Consider the following 16826-nt stretch of genomic DNA (forward strand, 5'->3'; position numbering starts at 1 on the left):
AGGAGGAAGACAGCATGGACATCATCGGTATCGGCTACCTGGGGTTCGAATCGGCGAACCTCGATGCCTGGCGCGAATATGGCCCGAAGGTCATGGGCTTTCAGATCGGGACATCCCCGACTGCGGATCCGGACACCCTCTACTTCAAGCTCGATGACCGTCGTCATCGGCTCGCATTCCATCCGGGCAAGATCGACCGCCTCGCTTACATCGGCTGGGAAGCCAAGGGCAAGCTGGAGTTTCACGCCGCCGTCGAGCGCTTCCGCAGCCATGGTGTCGAGGTCAGCTTCGGCGATCCGGAACTGTGCGACAAACGCGGCGTGAAGGAGCTGATCCGTTTCCGTGACCCGGTCGGATACCAGCACGAGCTGTTCTATGCCCAGAAATGGAGCCCGCGCTCCTTCGTGCCGGGCCGTCCGCACGGCGGATTCGTCTGCGGCGAACGGGGCGTGGGCCACATCGTCGTGATCACGCCCGAATACACGCCCGAACTCGAACACTTCCTCACCGGCATCATGGGCATGCACTGGTACGGCTCGGGCGCCGGCAAGGGCAAGACGGGGTTCTTCCGCTCCAGGCTCAACGACAAGACGAGCCACGACATCGCTTACGGTTTCGGCCCGGGCAAGGCCGGCGTGCAGCACATCGGCCTCTTCGTGCGCTCGGTTCGCGACGTCGGCGAAACCTACGATCTGGTCAGAAAGAACGGGCTGCAGATGATGATGACGCTGGGACAGCATTCGCAGGACCCGCACATGTCCTTCTATCACTTCACGCCGTCCGGCTTCGCGATCGAATGCATCACCGAACTCGAACCCTGGCACGATGACGGCTTCGAACTCAATCCGGAGCAGCTCTCTACCTGGGGTCATGAGATCGTCGGACCCATCCTCGGCCCCAGCGTGCGCACACCGGAGGAGGTCTTCGACTCCGAGGTTCTCCACGCGAAGGGCTGAGTGACCGCTAGCGCACCAGCCGAACCGGGTTCCGCACTGCGCGCGCCGGTTGCGGCGCCGGCCGCTACCGCGCACCCTATCGACATCATCTGAATGCAGCCACCGGAGCACGCGATGTACAGCCATATCCTCGTTCCGACCGACGGTACCCATCTCGCCAGCCAGACGATCTCTCAGGCCGTCCAGTTCGCCCGCAGCGTGGGGGCGCGCATCACGTTCTTCTATGCCGATCCGGATGCCGGCGCCTCTCTGACCGACGACGGTGCGCTGATCCACCTTCTCGACCCCGGCCTGTATCAGGACGACTTCGGCGGGCGCGCCCGCGAGATCCTCGCCAAGGCCGAGGTGTCGGCGCGCGCGGGCGACATCGACTGCGAGTGCGTGACCCGGCGGAGCAACCGGCCGCACGAGGCCATTCTCGCCGCCGCGAAGGAACTGGGCTGCGACCTGATCTTCATGGCATCGCACGGGCCGCGCAGCATTGGCGGCGTCATGCTCGCCTCGGAAACGCTCAAGGTGCTAGCTGGTAGCCGCATCCCGGTACTCGTGTCGTCGGTCGAAAAGAATGACCCGAACCCGGCGATGACGAAGGTCTGCGCGATCATCAAGGACGAGCACCGCTCGATCGCGGTAGTGTCCTACGGCATGCGGATGCTCGCTGGCGGACTGCGCGACGGCAAACCTGCGGATATCGGCCTGCTCGACGGCATGCTCACCTACCTCGACGAGTTCCCGGCCAAACTGCACCATCCAAAGGAAGATGCCTACCTCTTCGCGGCACTCAGGAGGCGCACGACGTCGCTCGACCAGGTCATCGACGATCTGCAACAGGAGCATCTGGATGGCGACCGACAACTTGCTGCCCTGCGCGCGGCCGTCGCCCACTATCAGGCGTCCCCCGACCCCGACGCAGAAACGCTCGCAAGCGCCATCGACGCCTTCGCCCTCGGGCAGCTCAGGCATATCGCACTCGAGGAGCGGGCGATCATCCCGGGCGCCTGCGACCACCTCGCGGAACAGGACTGGAAGGAGATCGTGGCGGCCTTCGGACCGAACGGCGACGCGCGCTTCAACCATCGCGAACGCGAGACCTACCGACGCCTGTATTCGCGAATTGCCAACCTGCACCAGACGCTGCCCCGCATGAGCACGCCCGGCCAGTCATGACGCCGCCGGTGCCCCGCCCGTGAGTGTCGAGCGCAATGCCACGGGTGCGTGGGCACCTCTCCTCCATCGGCCGTTTCGCGCGCTGTGGATCGCGGCGATCGCGGTCAACCTGTCGATGTGGATGCAGAACATCGGCGCCGCCTGGATGATGACCGAACTGCGGCCCGATTCGCCGCTCATGGTGTCCTTGGTCCAGACGGCGATGGCGCTGCCGGCCTTTCTGCTCGGGCTCCCGAGCGGCGTGATCGCCGATCTGGTCAACCGCAGGCGCCTCCTTCTGATCACCCAGACCTGTTCCCTCGCATGCGCCTGCCTGCTCGCAGCCACGGCCCTGGCTGGCGGCATCGGCGCCTGGCTGCTCCTCGGCCTCACCTTCGCGCTCGGGTGCAGCAACGCGTTCGGCATGGCGGCGTGGATTGCCGCCAACATCGACAGCGCGCCGAAGGGGCAGATACCGGCAGCGATCGCCCTGTCCACGGTCACGCCCAACATCGCGCGCGTCGTGGGACCGGCCGCCGCGGGGGCACTGATCGCATTCGCGGGCGTCCCGACGCTGTTCGTCGTGGTCGCGGTCGGTTTCTTGATCTCACTGGGGCTGCTGCGCGCCCTGCCCGACACGGATCTGCGGCCCGGCCTGCCGCCCGAGCGGCTGTGGAGCGGCATCCGCAGCGGCGTACGTTACATGCAGCATTCCGCGCAGCTGCGGCTCGCGCTGCGACTGGTCTTCGCTTTCGTGACCGCAGGCAGCGCGATCTGGGCATTGCTGCCACTCGTCGCCCGTGACCAGCTCGGGCTCGCTGCAGGCGGGTTCAGCCTGCTCCTCGGCAGTCTCGGCGCGGGCGCAGTTATCGCGGCATTACAGGTCACCCGACTGTATCGTCGTTTCTCCGTGCGCCGCATCGTGACCGGCGGCGGCCTGTTGTTCATGGCCGTCACGGCGCTGATTCCGGTGGTACACAATCTCTTTGTCATGAGTGCACTGCTCTTCGTCGGAGGAATGGCGTGGATGGCTGTCAATACCACCACCGGGACCGTGATCCAGACCTCCGCCGCAGCCTGGGTACGTGCTCGCGTTGCGTCGGTATACCTGCTCGTCATCATGGGGGCGATGGCAGCGGGCGGCGTATTGTGGGGCGCGATCGCCGAACGCATGGGCGTCGGGGCAAGCCTGTGGATTGCTGCCGGATCGATTGCGGCCGGGCTGATGCTGACCGGACGAGCTCGCATGCAAATGGGATCGGAGTCCGATTTCAGCGTCGCCGACACGCAGGAAACGGGGCCCGCTGCCAGCCCGGCCGACCATGAGCAGGGACCGGTTGCGGTCGAAATCACTTACCACGTGCCGGCCGAGCGGCATGAGGAGTTCGTGCGCGCGGCCCACGAACTCGGCATCTCACGCCGACGAAACGGGGCGATCGCCTGGCGCCTCTATAGGGATCTCGAACACACGGATTGTCTTGCCGAACGCTTCCTGGTGGACTCGTGGCTCGACTACCTGCGCCAGCGCGACCGTGTCACTCGGCAGGACCGCGACATCGAGCGCCGCCTGGAGGCCCTCACCACGGACGGGAACTCGCGCACACGCCGCTTCATTGCGGAAGCGTGACGCCTGAAAGCGGTCGCAAGGACCTTCCGCAGCGTTCCGGCGCGGCCGGGGACGCATTGACGTCCCCTCTACACTTAGCGGTGCATCAACAACATGCCGACGAACTCGTTCATCGGCATGTGCGCATAGAGATGTGACACCGCATACGCGTGACTCTCCATCGTCCCATCGCACGATGGAGCTGAAGCACACGCCTGGGTGACACCTGGGGGGTGCAGCGAAACGAAGGAACCGTCGGTAGCGGTCAGCAACGCCGCCGCGACGGCGCTGATGCCGAGTGTTCTGAGAGCCATGATGTCTCCTCCTGTCGAAGGTGCGCCTCTATCGGGCGATTTTTGTATTTGCACACTATATGTGCTTGTGTTCAAGATTAGACAATACCCTGAACGAGCGCAAGGATTTTTTGCCGTATCCCTGGCGTGGTTGAATAAAAAAAACCCACCGGTTTGCGACCGATGGGCGAAGGGATCTTCGGCAGGGATTGCAGCGGGAGAGGAATAGCTGCCACCGAAGAATCCAACGGGAACGGGTTGGCATCACGGCCAGCGAATCGGCATGACCTGCAGATCAAAGGCTCGCTGTCAGTTCGGGAACCGCGGCGAACAGATCCGCTACAAGGCCGTAGTCCGCAACCTGAAAGATCGGCGCCTCGGGGTCCTTGTTGATCGCGACGATCAGCCTGGAATCCTTCATGCCCGCCAGATGCTGGATGGCGCCGGAGATGCCGATCGCGATGTAGACCTGGGGCGCGACGATCTTGCCGGTCTGGCCGACCTGGAAGTCGTTGGGGACGAAGCCCGCGTCGACCGCGGCGCGGCTCGCTCCGAGCGCGGCGCCTAGCTTGTCCGCGAGCGGCTCGAGCAGGGTGCGGTAGTTCTCGCCGTTACCCAGCCCCCGGCCACCGGAGACGATGATCTTGGCGGCACCGAGTTCGGGGCGCTCACTCTTCGTGAGTTCGCGGCCGACGACACGGGTCAGGCCCAGGTCCTTCGCGGCGGGCACGACCTCGATCGGCGCGGAGCCGCCGAGCGGCGCGGCGTCGAACGCCGCGGTGCGCACGGTCACGACCTTCACGCGGTCGGTGCTCTTGACGGTCGCTAGCGCATTGCCGGCGTAGATCGGTCGCACGAAGGTGTCGGCCGATTCGACCGCGACAATGTCGGAGATCTGCGCGACGTCGAGCAGTGCGGCGACGCGCGGCAGCATGTTCTTCCCGGCGCTGGTTGCCGCGGCGAAGACGTGACTGTAGTCGGCGGCGAGCGCACGCACGAGCTCGGCAACGTTCTCGGCGGTCTGTGCTTCGTACTGGGCCGCGTCGCATACCAACACCTTCGCGACGGCGCTGATGGCGGCGGCGGCTTGGGCGGCGGTGGAGCAGCCGCTGCCCGCGACCAGGACGTGGATGTCCGCTCCGACCGCCTGCGCGGCGGTCACGGCGTTGAGAGTCGCGGTCTTGATCGACTGGTTGTCGTGTTCCGCAATGACGAGGACGGCCATCAGATCACCTTTGCTTCGTTCTTCAGTTTATCGACCAGCGTCGCGACATCCGGAACCAGCACGCCGGCACTGCGCCTGGACGGCTCGGCCACTTTCAGGATCGCCAGACGCGGAGCCACATCGACTCGCAGATCCGTGGGCTTCACGGTCTCGAGCGGCTTCTTTTTCGCCTTCATGATGTTGGGCAGCGTCGCGTAGCGCGGCTCGTTGAGGCGCAAATCCGTGGTGACGACCGCGGGCAGCGTCATCTCGAGGGTTTCGAGGCCGCCGTCGATCTCGCGCGTGACCGTGGCAAGGTTCCCGTCCACTGACAGCTTCGATGCAAAGGTGGCCTGCGGCCAGCCCATCAGGGCTGCGAGCATCTGGCCGGTCTGGTTCGCGTCGTCGTCGATCGCCTGCTTGCCGCAGATCACCAGCTGCGGGGCTTCCGTGTCGCACAGGGCCTTCAGGAGTTTGGCGACGGCGAGCGGCTGCAGCTCGGCGTCGTTCAGTTCACCACAATCGACGAGGATGCCGCGGTCGGCCCCGATTGCCATCGCCGCACGCAGGGTTTCGGAGCACACCGCCGCGCCGCAGCTCACCGCCACCACTTCGGTCGCGATGCCGGCTTCCTTCAGCCGCACAGCCTCTTCCACCGCGATCTCGTCGAAGGGGTTCATGGCCATCTTCACGTTGGCGAGGTCCATGCCCGAACCGTCCGCTTTCACGCGGGCCTTCACGTTGTAGTCAAGCACGCGCTTGACGGGTACCAGGATCTTCATGAGTCTCCTTGTTGTCGATTGCTGGTTGATTCGCGCCGTACGACCATCAAGGGCGCGAGCGCCTCGATGTTGTTGTCCGGCGCACTTCAGGCTGCCCGTTCCGACCGGCCAGCCTCGAACCGGGCCTGCAGCTCTTCGCGACGCTTGGTCGCGCCGGCCATGCTGCGTTCCTTGACGTGGCCATAGCCACGAATCTGTTCCGGGACGCGCGCAAGCTCGATCGCGACATCCAGCCGGTCTCGCGACAGGCCGTCGCAGATGCGGTCGATGAAGACGAAATAGTCCTTCACCAGTTCGCGCTCCTGGCGCCGCTCCGCGCTCCTGCCAAAGGGGTCCAGGGCGGTGCCACGCAGGCCCTTGAAGCGGGAGAGCAGGCGGAAGGTACGCATCATCCACGGACCGTAGGCGCGCTTCTGGGGCAGGCCGTCAACGCCACGCTTCGCGAACAGGGGTGGCGCGAGGTGGAAGTTGAGCCGGTAATCCCGGCCGAGCTCGCCCTCGAACTGTTCGCGCAACTGGGCGAGGAATTCGGGCGCGCTGTGCAACCGCGCCACCTCGTACTCGTCCTTGTACGCCATGAGCTTCGCGAGGTTGCGCGCGACAGCCTCGGTCAGGGCGAGTCGGCCTTGTCCGACCACCGCTCGCTCGGCCTCTCGCACCCGCGCCACGGCCTTTCGGTATCGCTCGCCATAGGCGGCATTCTGATAATCGGTGAGCAGCCTGACGCGGCGTTCGATCAGCCGGTCCAGCGACTCCGGCATAGCCAGCACCACCGCCTCACCCCGCCCCGAAGCGTCGGCCACCGGCAGTTTTCCCGCGTCGTGTGCCGCAAGCCGTCCCCACTCGAACGCCTGCCGGTTCTTTTCGACCGAGACGCCATTCAGCTCGATCGCGCGCAGCAGTGCCGCCTTGCCGACCGGAATCCAGCCTTTCTGCCACGCGAACCCCAGCACGAGCGGATTGGCGTAGATCGTGTCGCCGAGCAGCCGCAGTGCAAGCGCGTTCGCGTCGATGAATTCACAGGCATCGCCCACACTGGCGCGGATGTCGCCCTCGGCCGCCGCCCCCGGAAACTTCCAGTCGGGATTCGACAGGAACTCCGCCGCCGGGGTCTGCGCGCTATTGACCACCGCTCGCGTGCGTCCCTGACGAACCTTGGAGAGCGCTTCGGCCGAAGCCGAGACGATCTCGTCGCAGCCGATCAGCACGTCGGCCTCGCCGGTAGCGATCCGGGTGGCGTGAATGGCCGCCGGGGTCGCCGCGATCTGCACGTGGCTCAACACCGCCCCGCCCTTCTGCGCGAGCCCGGTCATGTCGAGCACGGTGACGCCCTTTTGTTCCAGATGAGCCGCCATGCCCAACAGCGCACCGATCGTGACCACCCCGGTTCCGCCGACCCCCGTCACGACGATACCGCAGGGTTTGTCCAGCCCGGGCAGTGCGGGTTCAGGCAGCGCCTCCGCGGCAGTCACCGGCGCCGACTCGCGCGCTGCGGGCTTGCGCAATTGCGCGCCCTCGGCGGTCACGAAGCTCGGGCAAAAACCCTTCAGGCAGGAGAAATCCTTGTTGCAGCCGCTCTGATTGATCTTGCGCTTGGTGCCTAGCGGCGTTTCCAGTGGCTCCACCGACAGGCAGTTGGAGACCACGGAGCAGTCGCCACAACCCTCGCAGACTGCCGGGTTGATGAATGCGCGGCGGGCCGGATCAGGGTAATCGCCGCGCTTGCGGCGGCGGCGCTTCTCGGTGGCGCAGGTCTGATCGTAGATCAGGACCGACACCCCCGAACTCTCGCGCAGCTCGAGCTGCAACGCGTCAAGCTCATCCCGATGGTGCACCGTCACCGCATCCGGCAGACCGGCGCGCATCGCGTACTTCTCCGGCTCGTCGCTCACGATCAGGACCCGGCTAGCACCTTCGGCGCTCACCTGCTGCGCGATCTGCGGCACCGTCAGCACCCCGTCGACCGGCTGCCCCCCCGTCATCGCGACCGCGTCGTTGTAGAGGATCTTGTAAGTGAGGGTCGCCTTGGCGGCGATCGCCGCGCGGATGGCGAGCAGGCCCGAATGGAAATAGGTGCCGTCACCGAGGTTCACGAAGACGTGCTTGTCGCCCGAGAAGTGCATCTGGCCGAGCCAGCTCACGCCCTCCCCGCCCATCTGCGTGAAAGTCTCGGTGCGCCGGTCCATCCACATCGCCATGTAGTGACAACCGATGCCGGCGAGCGCGCGCGAGCCTTCCGGCACGCGGGTGGACGTGTTGTGCGGACAGCCCGAACAGAACCAGGGCTTGCGCTCGACGGTCACGCGAGGCCGCGCCGCTTCGCGCTCCTTCCCCTCGATGACATCGATACGCGCGAACACGCGGGCGCGAAGGTCCTCGGGCAGCCCCACCCGCTCCAGTCGCGCCGCGATGGCCTTGGCGATGATCGCCGGCGACAGCTCGTAGCGCGCCGGAAGCAGCCATTGCCCACGCGGCACCGACCACTCGCCCCCCGAGTTGTCGCGCTCGTCGAACTTGCCGTAGACGCGCGGGCGGACGTCGTCGCGCCAGTTGTACAGTTCTTCCTTGAGGGCGTACTCGAGAATCTGGCGCTTCTCCTCGACCACCAGGATTTCTTCCAGTCCGGTCGCAAACGCGCGCGCATCGTGGGCGTCGAGCGGCCACACGCAGCCCACCTTGAACAGGCGGATACCGATGCGTCGGCAGGCGTCGTCGTCCAGACCCAGGTCCGCCAGCGCCTGACGCACGTCGAGATAGGCTTTGCCTGCCGCCATGATCCCGAAGCGCGCGTCGGGCGAATCGATCACGATACGGTTGAGCTTGTTCGCGCGGACGTATTCGAGCGCCGCATACCACTTGTAATCGAGCATGCGCGCTTCCTGCGCGAGCGGCGTATCCGGCCAGCGGATATTGAGCCCGCCGTCAGGCATTGCGAAGCCATCCGGAATGACGATCTGCAGGCGGTCCGGGTCGATCTCGACCGATGCGGTCGACTCGACGACATCGGTGACGCACTTCATCGACACCCACAATCCCGAGTAGCGGCTCATCGCCCAGCCATGCAGGCCGAAGTCGAGATATTCCTGCACGTTCGCCGGGTACAGCACCGGAATGCCACAGGCGATCAACAGGTGCTCCGATTGATGCGCGACCGACGACGACTTCGCCGCATGGTCATCGCCGGCGAGCATCAGCACGCCGCCATGGGGCGAGGTCCCTGCGGCGTTCGCGTGCTTCAGCACGTCGGCCGAGCGGTCCACGCCCGGCCCCTTGCCGTACCACATCCCGAATACCCCGTCGCGTTGGGCGTTGGGGTAGAGATTCACCTGCTGCGTGCCCCAGACGGCGGTCGCGGCGAGGTCTTCGTTGAGGCCGGGCTGAAAGACTACGTCATGGGAGGCAAGATGCTTTTTCGCCTTCCACAGCGCCATGTCCAGCCCACCCAGCGGCGAGCCGCGATAGCCCGAAATGTAGCCGCCGGTGTTCAGCCCGGCGCGCCGGTCGCGCTCCTTCTGCAGCATGGGCAGGCGCGCCAAGGCCTGCGTACCGCTCAGGTAGATGCGTCCGGACTCCTGGGTGTACTTGTCCTCCAGCGTGACCGAAAGCAGTGCATCTCTCGCCTCGGCAGACAACGGTGAGTTCATCATCCCCTCCAGACCCTCTATTTATATCGACACATAGTACGAATCTGTCTATGTATCGTAAAATCACCAATACTGAGTTCTGGTATTAGGAAAACGGATGCCGGTCGACAACAACGTCACCCTGCGCCAGCTGCGCTACTTCATCGCCGCCGCGGAGACCGGCCAGTTCTCGATGGCCGCCACACGCGCCCACGTCTCGCAATCGGCCATCACCAATGCGGTGCTGCTCCTGGAAGAATCGCTGGGCGTACGCCTGTTCGACCGCAAGCCGCACGGCGTCGGCCTCACCGCGGAGGGGCACGGCTTCTATCGACGCACGCGCGACATCCTCGACTCGCTCGAAGACGCCCTGCGCGAACCGCGCTTCCAGGCCCACCACCTGAAAGGCGCGATCCGCATCGGTGCTTCCTACACCGTGCTCGGATATTTCCTGCCCCCGCTACTCGCCCGCTTTCGCGCGAATTATCCGGACGTCGAACTGGACCTCAACGACATGAACCGCGAAGCGATCGAAGCCGGGGTCGCGGCCGGCGACATCGAGCTGGGCGTGGTGATCCTGTCCAACGTCGTCGAGCGCGAACGCTTCGGCCACCACGTGCTGCTGCGCTCCCGCCGCCAGCTATGGACTTCGGCCGCCCACCCGCTCCTGCAGAAAGACAACGCGGCCCTCGCCGACGTCGCTGCCTATCCCTACATCCAGGTCACCGTCGATGAAGGCGAACTGTCGACGCAGCGTTATTGGGCAGCCAAGGGCATTCAGCCCGACATCGCGTTTCGCACCGGTTCGGTCGAAGCGCTGCGCGGGCTCGTCGCGCACGGCTTCGGCGTCACTATCCTGTCGGACATGGTGTACCGGCCGTGGTCGCTGGAAGGCAAGAAGATCGAGGCCCGCCCCATCCTCGATGTGGTACCCGACATGGAAGTCGGGCTGATCTGGAGGCACGACGGCGCGCTGGAACGACCCGCCGACGCGTTCAGGCAGTTCCTGATACAGGCTTGCGGGAGCTGAGCGGCGCGGCGGTCACGGGCACGTCAGACGGGATGGTCTAGCGGCGAAGGTCGGACGACAAGTACTCGGCCTGGAACGGACGCTCAAGGCAAGCCGACGAACTGGCAGGAATGCGATTCACTCCTGCCATTTCCGCATGTGCTCAGTCCGTCCTCCCGGAGCCCGCTGCGACTCGCACGACTTCTACCGATTGTCGAAACGACATAACATACACCAACTTGATTGCGGCACTTTGCGCATTGCGCCAGTCCTTGAGCCCCTCGAATACCTCGACCATCGCCGCCACCTTGTGTGCTTCCATCGCCCGCCCAAAAAGCAAGGAAACTACACAAAACAGGCGCGAGTGAACAGGGGAGTGCGCAAGAGCATGATCGTCAACGGCTTTCTCTAGGGCTCATGCTATGTGCGAGCTGCGGCGGCCCTGGCGGCGGCGCAGACTGACAGCGTATCCCTCCATTGCCTTGACATGTTCGGGCACAGCGCTGTCACGGGTCTTGGCTGCGACATGCGGCGGGATGTCGCGCAGCTCGACCTGTTCAAGGAAATCTGCGACGTCGTAACCGCGATCGGCGGCCACGGTAGGCGTGTATCCACCCCCGCGTTCTACACTGCGCTTGAGCATTGTGAGCGCCGCTTCTCACTCGGCCGTGCCGGTCGCCTGCGTCGTGTGCACATCGACGACCGGACCGTTGCGGCTCTCACCGAGGGCGTGCGTGGTGGCTCAGCCAAGCCACGCCGGGTGTCTTGGTTGCCAGCAACGCCATGGGATCCGTGCGCGAAACATGGGGCTTGTTCGAGCGCTTCTTGCCCCGAAAATCGACTTCCGGGCTTCGTCCCTAATCCGGCCCCGGCGGCTCATCGAAACCATCCCGCGCAGCCATATTCTTGCCCGAGTCCCAAGCACGCAGCAGCGAGCCGTCCACGCTGAAGTGCTCGTCGGACACCAAATCGGCCCACTCCGTGAGGGCCAGGACGCCATCGAAGAAGCGCCGCATGATGTTCTCCTTGAGCAGGCGGTCTCGATTGGCGCTAAACGTCGAGTGGTCCCACATCGGTTCGTCCATGCTCAGCCCGACGAACCAGCGATACATCATGTTGAAGTCGATGTGTTCGATCAGCGCGCGCTCCGAATCGTCGCATCCGCCGATGCCGCAACGGGGCGGCCGGCATACAAAGGCACATCGACTATTTCCAATGGAGCACACATGGCTGGCCCCCTGCATGGCATTCGCGTCGTCGAGATGGCCGGACTGGGCCCCGGGCCCTTCTGTGGAATGATGCTGGCGGACATGGGCGCCGACGTCATCTGCATCGAACGCAAACCCTCGGCCGCCCAAAGCGACTTCGACAAGCTGAAGCGGACCGTGACCGACCGGGGGCGCCGTTCGGTCGCGCTGGACATGAAGAAGGAAGGCGCCGCCGGGCTGGTACTGCGCCTGGTGGAAACCGCCGACGTCCTGATCGAGGGCTTTCGTCCCGGCGTGATGGAGCGCCTCGGCTTGGGACCCGACATCTGCCTGGCGCGCAACCCCCGCCTGGTCTATGGCCGCATGACGGGCTGGGGCCAGCAGGGGCCGCTGTCCCACACCGCCGGGCACGACATCAACTACATCGCGATCAGCGGCGCCCTGGGCGCCATGGGTTATGCCGATCGCCCCCCGACGCCGCCCCTGCATCTGGTCGGCGACATGGGCGGCGGCGGCATGATGCTCGCGTTCGGCATCGTCTGCGCCCTGCTCGAAGCGAAAACCTCGGGCCAGGGACAGGTGATCGATGCCGCCATCTCGGACGGCACCGCCAGCCTTGCCAGCATGTATTACGGCATGCGCGCCAGGGAGCAGTGGAGCAGGCAACGGGCCGACAATCTGCTGGACGGAGGCGCGCACTTCTACGGCTGTTACGAATGCGCCGACGGTCGCCATATCGCCATCGGCGCGATCGAGCCCCAGTTCTATCGCCTGCTGCTCGAATTGTGCCAAATCGATGATCCGGCCTTTGCCGACCAATGGAACAAGCAAGCCTGGCCGGAATTGCGGGAAAAGCTGTGCCGGATATTCCTACGCCGCAGCCAGGATGAATGGCGCGCCCTGCTGGAGGGAACGGATGCCTGCTTCGCCCCCGTGCTCGACTTCGACCAGGCCCTGGCGCATCCGCACCACCGCGCGCGCAATACCTTCATCGACATCGACGGCATCGCCCAGCCGGCGCCCGCCCCCCGTTTCAGCCGCACGCCCGGCAGCGCGGGCCGCCTGCCGGAAAGCGCCGGACAGCACACCCGGGAAGTTCTGGCCGAGGCGGGTTTCTCTCCCGCCGAACTGGCCGACCTTGCCGCCGCAGGGATCATCTGAAGCGAATTCAACGATGAGGAGGAAGCATGGCTAACAACATGGAAACAGCAACAGGAACACGCGGCCGCCTGCAGGACAAGGTCGCCGTCATCACCGGCGGCGCCAGCGGCATAGGGCGCGCTTCGGCGCTGTTCTTCCTCGACCAGGGCGCCCAGGTCGTCATCGCCGACCTCAACCCCGTCACCGCCGAGGAGACGCTGGCTTTGGCCGCGCAAAAGGGACACGCCAAATCGATTCGTTTCCTGCGTACCGACGTTTCCCGCGAGGAAGACATCGAAGCGGCGGTTGCCTTGGCCCTGGACGATTTCGGCCGGCTCGACTGTTTTTTCAGCAATGCGGGCGCGGGCGGAACCATGGCCCCTGTCACCGAAACGCCGATCGAGGATTGGGACCGAACCATTGCCCTGCTGCTGCGCTCGGTCTTCCTCGGCATCAAGCACGCCGGCAATGCCATGAAACGCCAAGGCTGCGGCGGCTCGATCATCAACACATCATCCACCGCCGGGCTGAACGCCGGCAGCGGGCCGGCCGCCTATTCCGCAGCGAAGGCAGGGGTCGTCAACCTGACTCAAAGCGCCGCCGTCGAACTCGCCCCGGCCCGCATCCGGGTCAACAACATCGCACCGGGAGGAATCTTTACGCCCCTGATCCGCGGCGCAAAAAACGAGCAGGAAATGCTCGCCTTCATGAAAGGCCGCCTGCCCTGGCCCTCGGTCGGCCTGCCCGAGGACATCGCTCATGCCGCAGTGTTCCTGGCGAGCGACGAATCGCGCTTTTGCACCGGAACGACCCTGCTCATCGACGGCGGCCTGCTGGCGTGGGGACCCGGCCTGTTCCCCTTCGGCGGCATCTACAGCGAGGACCGCAGTTTCAGCGCCGGCAACATCGGCCAGGGCTGAATACCCGGCGGCGCCGGAGGGGAGGAATATCAGCGGATCCACCCCTGGCGCCGGGCCATGTTCACCGCCTGGGTCCGGTTGCCGGCGCCGAGCTTGGCGTTGATCTTGCGCAGGTGCGATCTGACCGTGCTCTCGGTGACGAACAGTTTTTCGGCGATGGCGTTGTTCGACAGGCCGAAGGACACGAACTCCAGGATGTTCAATTCACGCGCCGAAAGCGAGGCTGCGGCATCGACCACCTCGTCCTCGCTGCCCGCGGGTTCCAGCCTGCATCCGGCCCGCTGCAGAATCCGATCGATGAACAAAGCTAGTTCGTCGCCCTGCTCCTTGCCTTCCACCTGCCGGGCCAGGCGCAGTTCGCGCAGCAGTTCGACGATGGGGGCGCCCTCTTCCAGGAAGGTGCGAACCAGGCCCTCGTTGCACGCCGTCTCCGTGCATTCCTGGATCATCCGCATCGCCAGCCGAACCTGGCCGGACATGTGCAGCGCCTTGGCCAGCAGAATCTTCAGCTTCAGCACGCGGCGGTTCCGGGAATGGTTCTGGGCCGAGCGGATCTCGGCCTTGATCGCATCGATGATTTCCGCATCGCCGCCGCCATGCACGAACAGGCGGAAGCGACACAGTTCCGTGGTTTCCAGATCGTTGGCCGGCATGATCATGCCGCGCAGGCTGGCCCACGCCGCCGGGTATTCGGCACGTTCGCATTGATTCCTGGCGTCTGCCAGGTCGCCTCTGAGCAAGGCCATCCTGGCCCTTTCCAGTTGGGCGGACGCGATCACGCGCGGCAAGTTGTTGTGCCGACCAAAGTATTCCAGTTCGCTCAGATAGTGGTAGCAGTGGTCGAGATCGCCGCGGTCGTGGGCGATGCGGGCGTAAATGACGTGGCTGATGATCAGTTGATCGGGCAGGACGTACTCCCGCACGATCGGAAGATAGAGCGCCAGCAACTGCTCCGCCTCGTCCAGCTCGTCGATGTCGTACAGGGCCTCTGCGAGATAGACCGCCGCGATCGAGCGCCCGACGCTGCGGCTGCCGAAAGCAACTTCGGCCTCGCCCAGCGCCACGCGGAAATGCGCGATGGCCTCCCGCACCCGGCCTTGTGCCAGGCTCACCAGCCCCTGCAGGCACATCGTGTATACGATGGGGAAGGTCGTGCTCCGGCTTTCGCCCTCCGGATTCGAACGGGTCAGCAGTTCGATCGCGTCGGCATAGCGATTGGCGGCAACCCGCCACGTCGCCAGCGTCGTGGTGAGGATGGCATAGCAAAAGCTGTCCCGGTGGACAACCGCGTGGACCGCCTCCTCCGCCAGCCAGAAACCTTCCTCGTGGCGATCCAGAATCGCCAGGATATAGGGTCTCAGGGCATCGATTTCATTGGACAAGCCCTCGCTGGCCGGGAGCACAGCCTTGTCGCCTTCAAGCGCATCCAGGCGCCGCAGCGCCTCGGCGCCTCGCCGGGTGAAGGTCAGCGCCCAGATATGGGCAAGGCGCAAACGCGGCTTGAGCCGCAGCGACTCGGTCGGCAAGGCGTCGAGCCAGCGCGCCAATAGCCGGAAGCGGCCTTCGAAAAGCAGGCTGTTGCTGCGGGACGCGATGAGCGACAGGACATATTCGGTCATCCCCGAAGCCAGCGCGTGCTCGATCGCCGGAATGGGCCGCCCTTCCGCTTCGTACCACTTGGCGGCGGTCAGGTGGAGGGCGGAAATTTCCTGGGGATAGAGCCGCTCCAGTTGGCCGCGCAGGAAAGCGCCAAAAAGACCGTGATAGCGGTAGAGGTTCCGCTCGCCGCCATCCAGGGTCGTGACGCAAACGTTGGAATGTGCCAGGCGGATCAAGACCTGATCGCTGTCGTCACGGCCGCACACGGCGTCGCACAGGGATTTGTTGAGTTCGCCGAGAATGCTGCTCTTGAGCAGAAAACTCTGCATGTCTTCCGGTTGATTGGAAAGAACAGCCTCGGCCAGGTATTCGGCCACGGCCGAATTCGACCCCGAAAACGTGGCGATGAAGGATTCCGGGTTTTGCCGGTTTTCCAGCGCCATCGAGGCCAGCCACAGCACCGCGGGCCAGCCTTCCGTATCGCCGTAGAGCTTGGCGACGCCTTCTGCCGAGAGCTTCAAGCCTCTCTGGGTACGCAGGAAGAATTCGGTTTCCTCGCGGGAGAAGCGCAGCCACATCTGGTCCACTTCCACCAGTTGCCCTTGGGCGCGCAGGCGGCCGAGTTGCAGGTTGGGCGTCTCGCGCGACGCGATCGCCAATTGCCCGCCGGGCGGCAGGCGACTGATGATGACCCGAAGCAGGTCGTCGATGGAGCGATTGGATACCGATTCGAATTCGTCGATGAAGAGCGTGAACGGATGTTCGCAATCGGCCACGCTATCGACCAGCTTCAGCGCCAACTGATCGACCCCGGGCGTCACGCCGGTCGAAACCTGGTGCTCGTCATGGCTGCCCGCCGGCCGCAACACCTGATCGAAGACTGCGATGAGGTGGGTTAGGAAACGACGGAAATCGTCGTCGAGGGAATCCAGGGTCAGCCAAGCCACCCGCCGGCCGTCGGCCTGCAGGTGATCGAGGTATTGGCGCATCGCGGTGGTCTTGCCGAAACCGGCGGGCGCCCGGAACAGGATCAGCCGGGTATCGGCGGAGCGCGCCACCAATTCGGCGATCTTGCGTCTCGCGACCGGTCGATAGGCCGCCGATGGCGCGGCCAGTTTCGCCCGCCGGACGATGCCGGGCAATTGCACCGGCGATTCATTTGAATCGATTTCTGAATTATTTGACATATTTTATCTCGTCCTCCAATTCCTTGAACTGCTGCTGTCTTGCTGTCTATCTCCTCGACTATCAGGGCTCGATGCATGATATTTATATTTAAAGTATCCGAGCCGGTGACTGATTGAGCAATCTCTTCCGAATTCCGCAGACCCGCGAATACT

Annotated in this window: 13 protein-coding genes; 6 read left to right on the forward strand and 7 right to left on the reverse strand. The window is 64.8% G+C overall.

Going from position 1 to position 16826, the window contains the following annotated elements; genetic code table 11:
- Positions 1–14 precede the first annotated feature (14 nt).
- The 3 genes from AzCIB_RS12110 (at position 15) to AzCIB_RS12120 (ending at position 3729) form a co-directional block, all read left to right on the forward strand.
- On the forward strand, positions 15–956 hold the full coding sequence (locus AzCIB_RS12110) for a VOC family protein (RefSeq protein WP_050416125.1): 942 nt from the start codon (positions 15–17) through the stop codon (positions 954–956).
- Between the two features lie 114 nt (positions 957–1070).
- The gene (locus tag AzCIB_RS12115) at positions 1071–2123 is read left to right on the forward strand and encodes a universal stress protein (protein WP_050416126.1); all 1053 of its coding nucleotides are present in this window, start codon (positions 1071–1073) and stop codon (positions 2121–2123) included.
- Between the two features lie 19 nt (positions 2124–2142).
- Positions 2143–3729 (forward strand): MFS transporter, encoded by a 1587-nt coding sequence (locus AzCIB_RS12120; protein WP_050416127.1) that lies wholly within the window; start codon positions 2143–2145, stop codon positions 3727–3729.
- Positions 3730–3803: 74 nt separating this feature from the next.
- Here the strand turns inward: AzCIB_RS12120 and AzCIB_RS12125 are convergent, their stop codons facing one another.
- The 4 genes from AzCIB_RS12125 to AzCIB_RS12140 form a co-directional block, all read right to left on the reverse strand.
- Positions 3804–4022 carry a hypothetical protein gene (locus AzCIB_RS12125; RefSeq protein WP_050416128.1) on the reverse strand — a complete coding sequence of 73 codons (219 nt, stop codon included), beginning with the start codon at positions 4020–4022 and terminating at the stop codon, positions 3804–3806.
- Between the two features lie 274 nt (positions 4023–4296).
- Positions 4297–5226 (reverse strand): electron transfer flavoprotein subunit alpha/FixB family protein, encoded by a 930-nt coding sequence (locus AzCIB_RS12130; protein WP_050416129.1) that lies wholly within the window; start codon positions 5224–5226, stop codon positions 4297–4299.
- Positions 5226–5987, reverse strand: coding sequence for an electron transfer flavoprotein subunit beta/FixA family protein (locus AzCIB_RS12135; protein WP_050416130.1), 762 nt, complete (start codon positions 5985–5987; stop codon positions 5226–5228). Before AzCIB_RS12135 ends, AzCIB_RS12130 begins: the two co-directional genes overlap by 1 nt.
- 86 nt (positions 5988–6073) lie before the next feature.
- Complete coding sequence (locus AzCIB_RS12140; RefSeq protein ID WP_050416131.1) at positions 6074–9631, reverse strand: indolepyruvate ferredoxin oxidoreductase family protein; 3558 nt, start codon at positions 9629–9631, stop codon at positions 6074–6076.
- A gap of 97 nt (positions 9632–9728) precedes the next feature.
- On the opposite strand from AzCIB_RS12140, the gene AzCIB_RS12145 reads away from it, so the two are divergent.
- Positions 9729–10640, forward strand: coding sequence for a LysR family transcriptional regulator (locus tag AzCIB_RS12145; RefSeq protein WP_018990595.1), 912 nt, complete (start codon positions 9729–9731; stop codon positions 10638–10640).
- 394 nt (positions 10641–11034) lie between these two features.
- Here the strand turns inward: AzCIB_RS12145 and AzCIB_RS12150 are convergent, their stop codons facing one another.
- Both AzCIB_RS12150 and AzCIB_RS12155 read right to left on the reverse strand, forming a co-directional pair.
- Positions 11035–11217 carry a hypothetical protein gene (locus AzCIB_RS12150; protein ID WP_050416132.1) on the reverse strand — a complete coding sequence of 61 codons (183 nt, stop codon included), beginning with the start codon at positions 11215–11217 and terminating at the stop codon, positions 11035–11037.
- Between the two features lie 259 nt (positions 11218–11476).
- Complete coding sequence (locus AzCIB_RS12155) at positions 11477–11863, reverse strand: transposase (RefSeq protein WP_083447149.1); 387 nt, start codon at positions 11861–11863, stop codon at positions 11477–11479.
- Between AzCIB_RS12155 and AzCIB_RS12160 the strand changes: the two genes are divergently transcribed.
- Positions 11846–12988 (forward strand): CaiB/BaiF CoA transferase family protein, encoded by a 1143-nt coding sequence (locus AzCIB_RS12160; protein WP_050416134.1) that lies wholly within the window; start codon positions 11846–11848, stop codon positions 12986–12988. The two genes, AzCIB_RS12155 and AzCIB_RS12160, sit on opposite strands and share 18 nt — an antisense overlap.
- A gap of 26 nt (positions 12989–13014) precedes the next feature.
- Positions 13015–13887: an SDR family NAD(P)-dependent oxidoreductase gene (locus AzCIB_RS12165; RefSeq protein ID WP_198149524.1), complete on the forward strand. Its 873-nt coding sequence runs from the start codon at positions 13015–13017 to the stop codon at positions 13885–13887.
- Between the two features lie 29 nt (positions 13888–13916).
- Here AzCIB_RS12165 and AzCIB_RS12170 read toward each other — a convergent pair whose 3' ends face one another.
- Positions 13917–16673: a winged helix-turn-helix domain-containing protein gene (locus tag AzCIB_RS12170; RefSeq protein ID WP_050416136.1), complete on the reverse strand. Its 2757-nt coding sequence runs from the start codon at positions 16671–16673 to the stop codon at positions 13917–13919.
- Positions 16674–16826: the final 153 nt, after the last annotated feature.

Source organism: Azoarcus sp. CIB (genome assembly GCF_001190925.1).
GTDB lineage: Bacteria > Pseudomonadota > Gammaproteobacteria > Burkholderiales > Rhodocyclaceae > Aromatoleum.

Excerpts from the sequence above, each read along its gene's own strand:
- AzCIB_RS12110 (WP_050416125.1), top strand. The coding sequence starts at position 15 with ATGGACATCATCGGTATCGGCTACCTGGGGTTCGAATCGGCGAACCTC.
- AzCIB_RS12115 (WP_050416126.1), top strand. The coding sequence starts at position 1,071 with ATGTACAGCCATATCCTCGTTCCGACCGACGGTACCCATCTCGCCAGC.
- AzCIB_RS12125 (WP_050416128.1), bottom strand. The coding sequence starts at position 4,022 with ATGGCTCTCAGAACACTCGGCATCAGCGCCGTCGCGGCGGCGTTGCTG.
- AzCIB_RS12130 (WP_050416129.1), bottom strand. The coding sequence starts at position 5,226 with ATGGCCGTCCTCGTCATTGCGGAACACGACAACCAGTCGATCAAGACC.
- AzCIB_RS12135 (WP_050416130.1), bottom strand. The coding sequence starts at position 5,987 with ATGAAGATCCTGGTACCCGTCAAGCGCGTGCTTGACTACAACGTGAAG.
- AzCIB_RS12140 (WP_050416131.1), bottom strand. The coding sequence starts at position 9,631 with ATGAACTCACCGTTGTCTGCCGAGGCGAGAGATGCACTGCTTTCGGTC.
- AzCIB_RS12145 (WP_018990595.1), top strand. The coding sequence starts at position 9,729 with ATGCCGGTCGACAACAACGTCACCCTGCGCCAGCTGCGCTACTTCATC.
- AzCIB_RS12160 (WP_050416134.1), top strand. The coding sequence starts at position 11,846 with ATGGCTGGCCCCCTGCATGGCATTCGCGTCGTCGAGATGGCCGGACTG.
- AzCIB_RS12155 (WP_083447149.1), bottom strand. The coding sequence starts at position 11,863 with ATGCAGGGGGCCAGCCATGTGTGCTCCATTGGAAATAGTCGATGTGCC.
- AzCIB_RS12165 (WP_198149524.1), top strand. The coding sequence starts at position 13,015 with ATGGCTAACAACATGGAAACAGCAACAGGAACACGCGGCCGCCTGCAG.
- AzCIB_RS12170 (WP_050416136.1), bottom strand. The coding sequence starts at position 16,673 with ATGTCAAATAATTCAGAAATCGATTCAAATGAATCGCCGGTGCAATTG.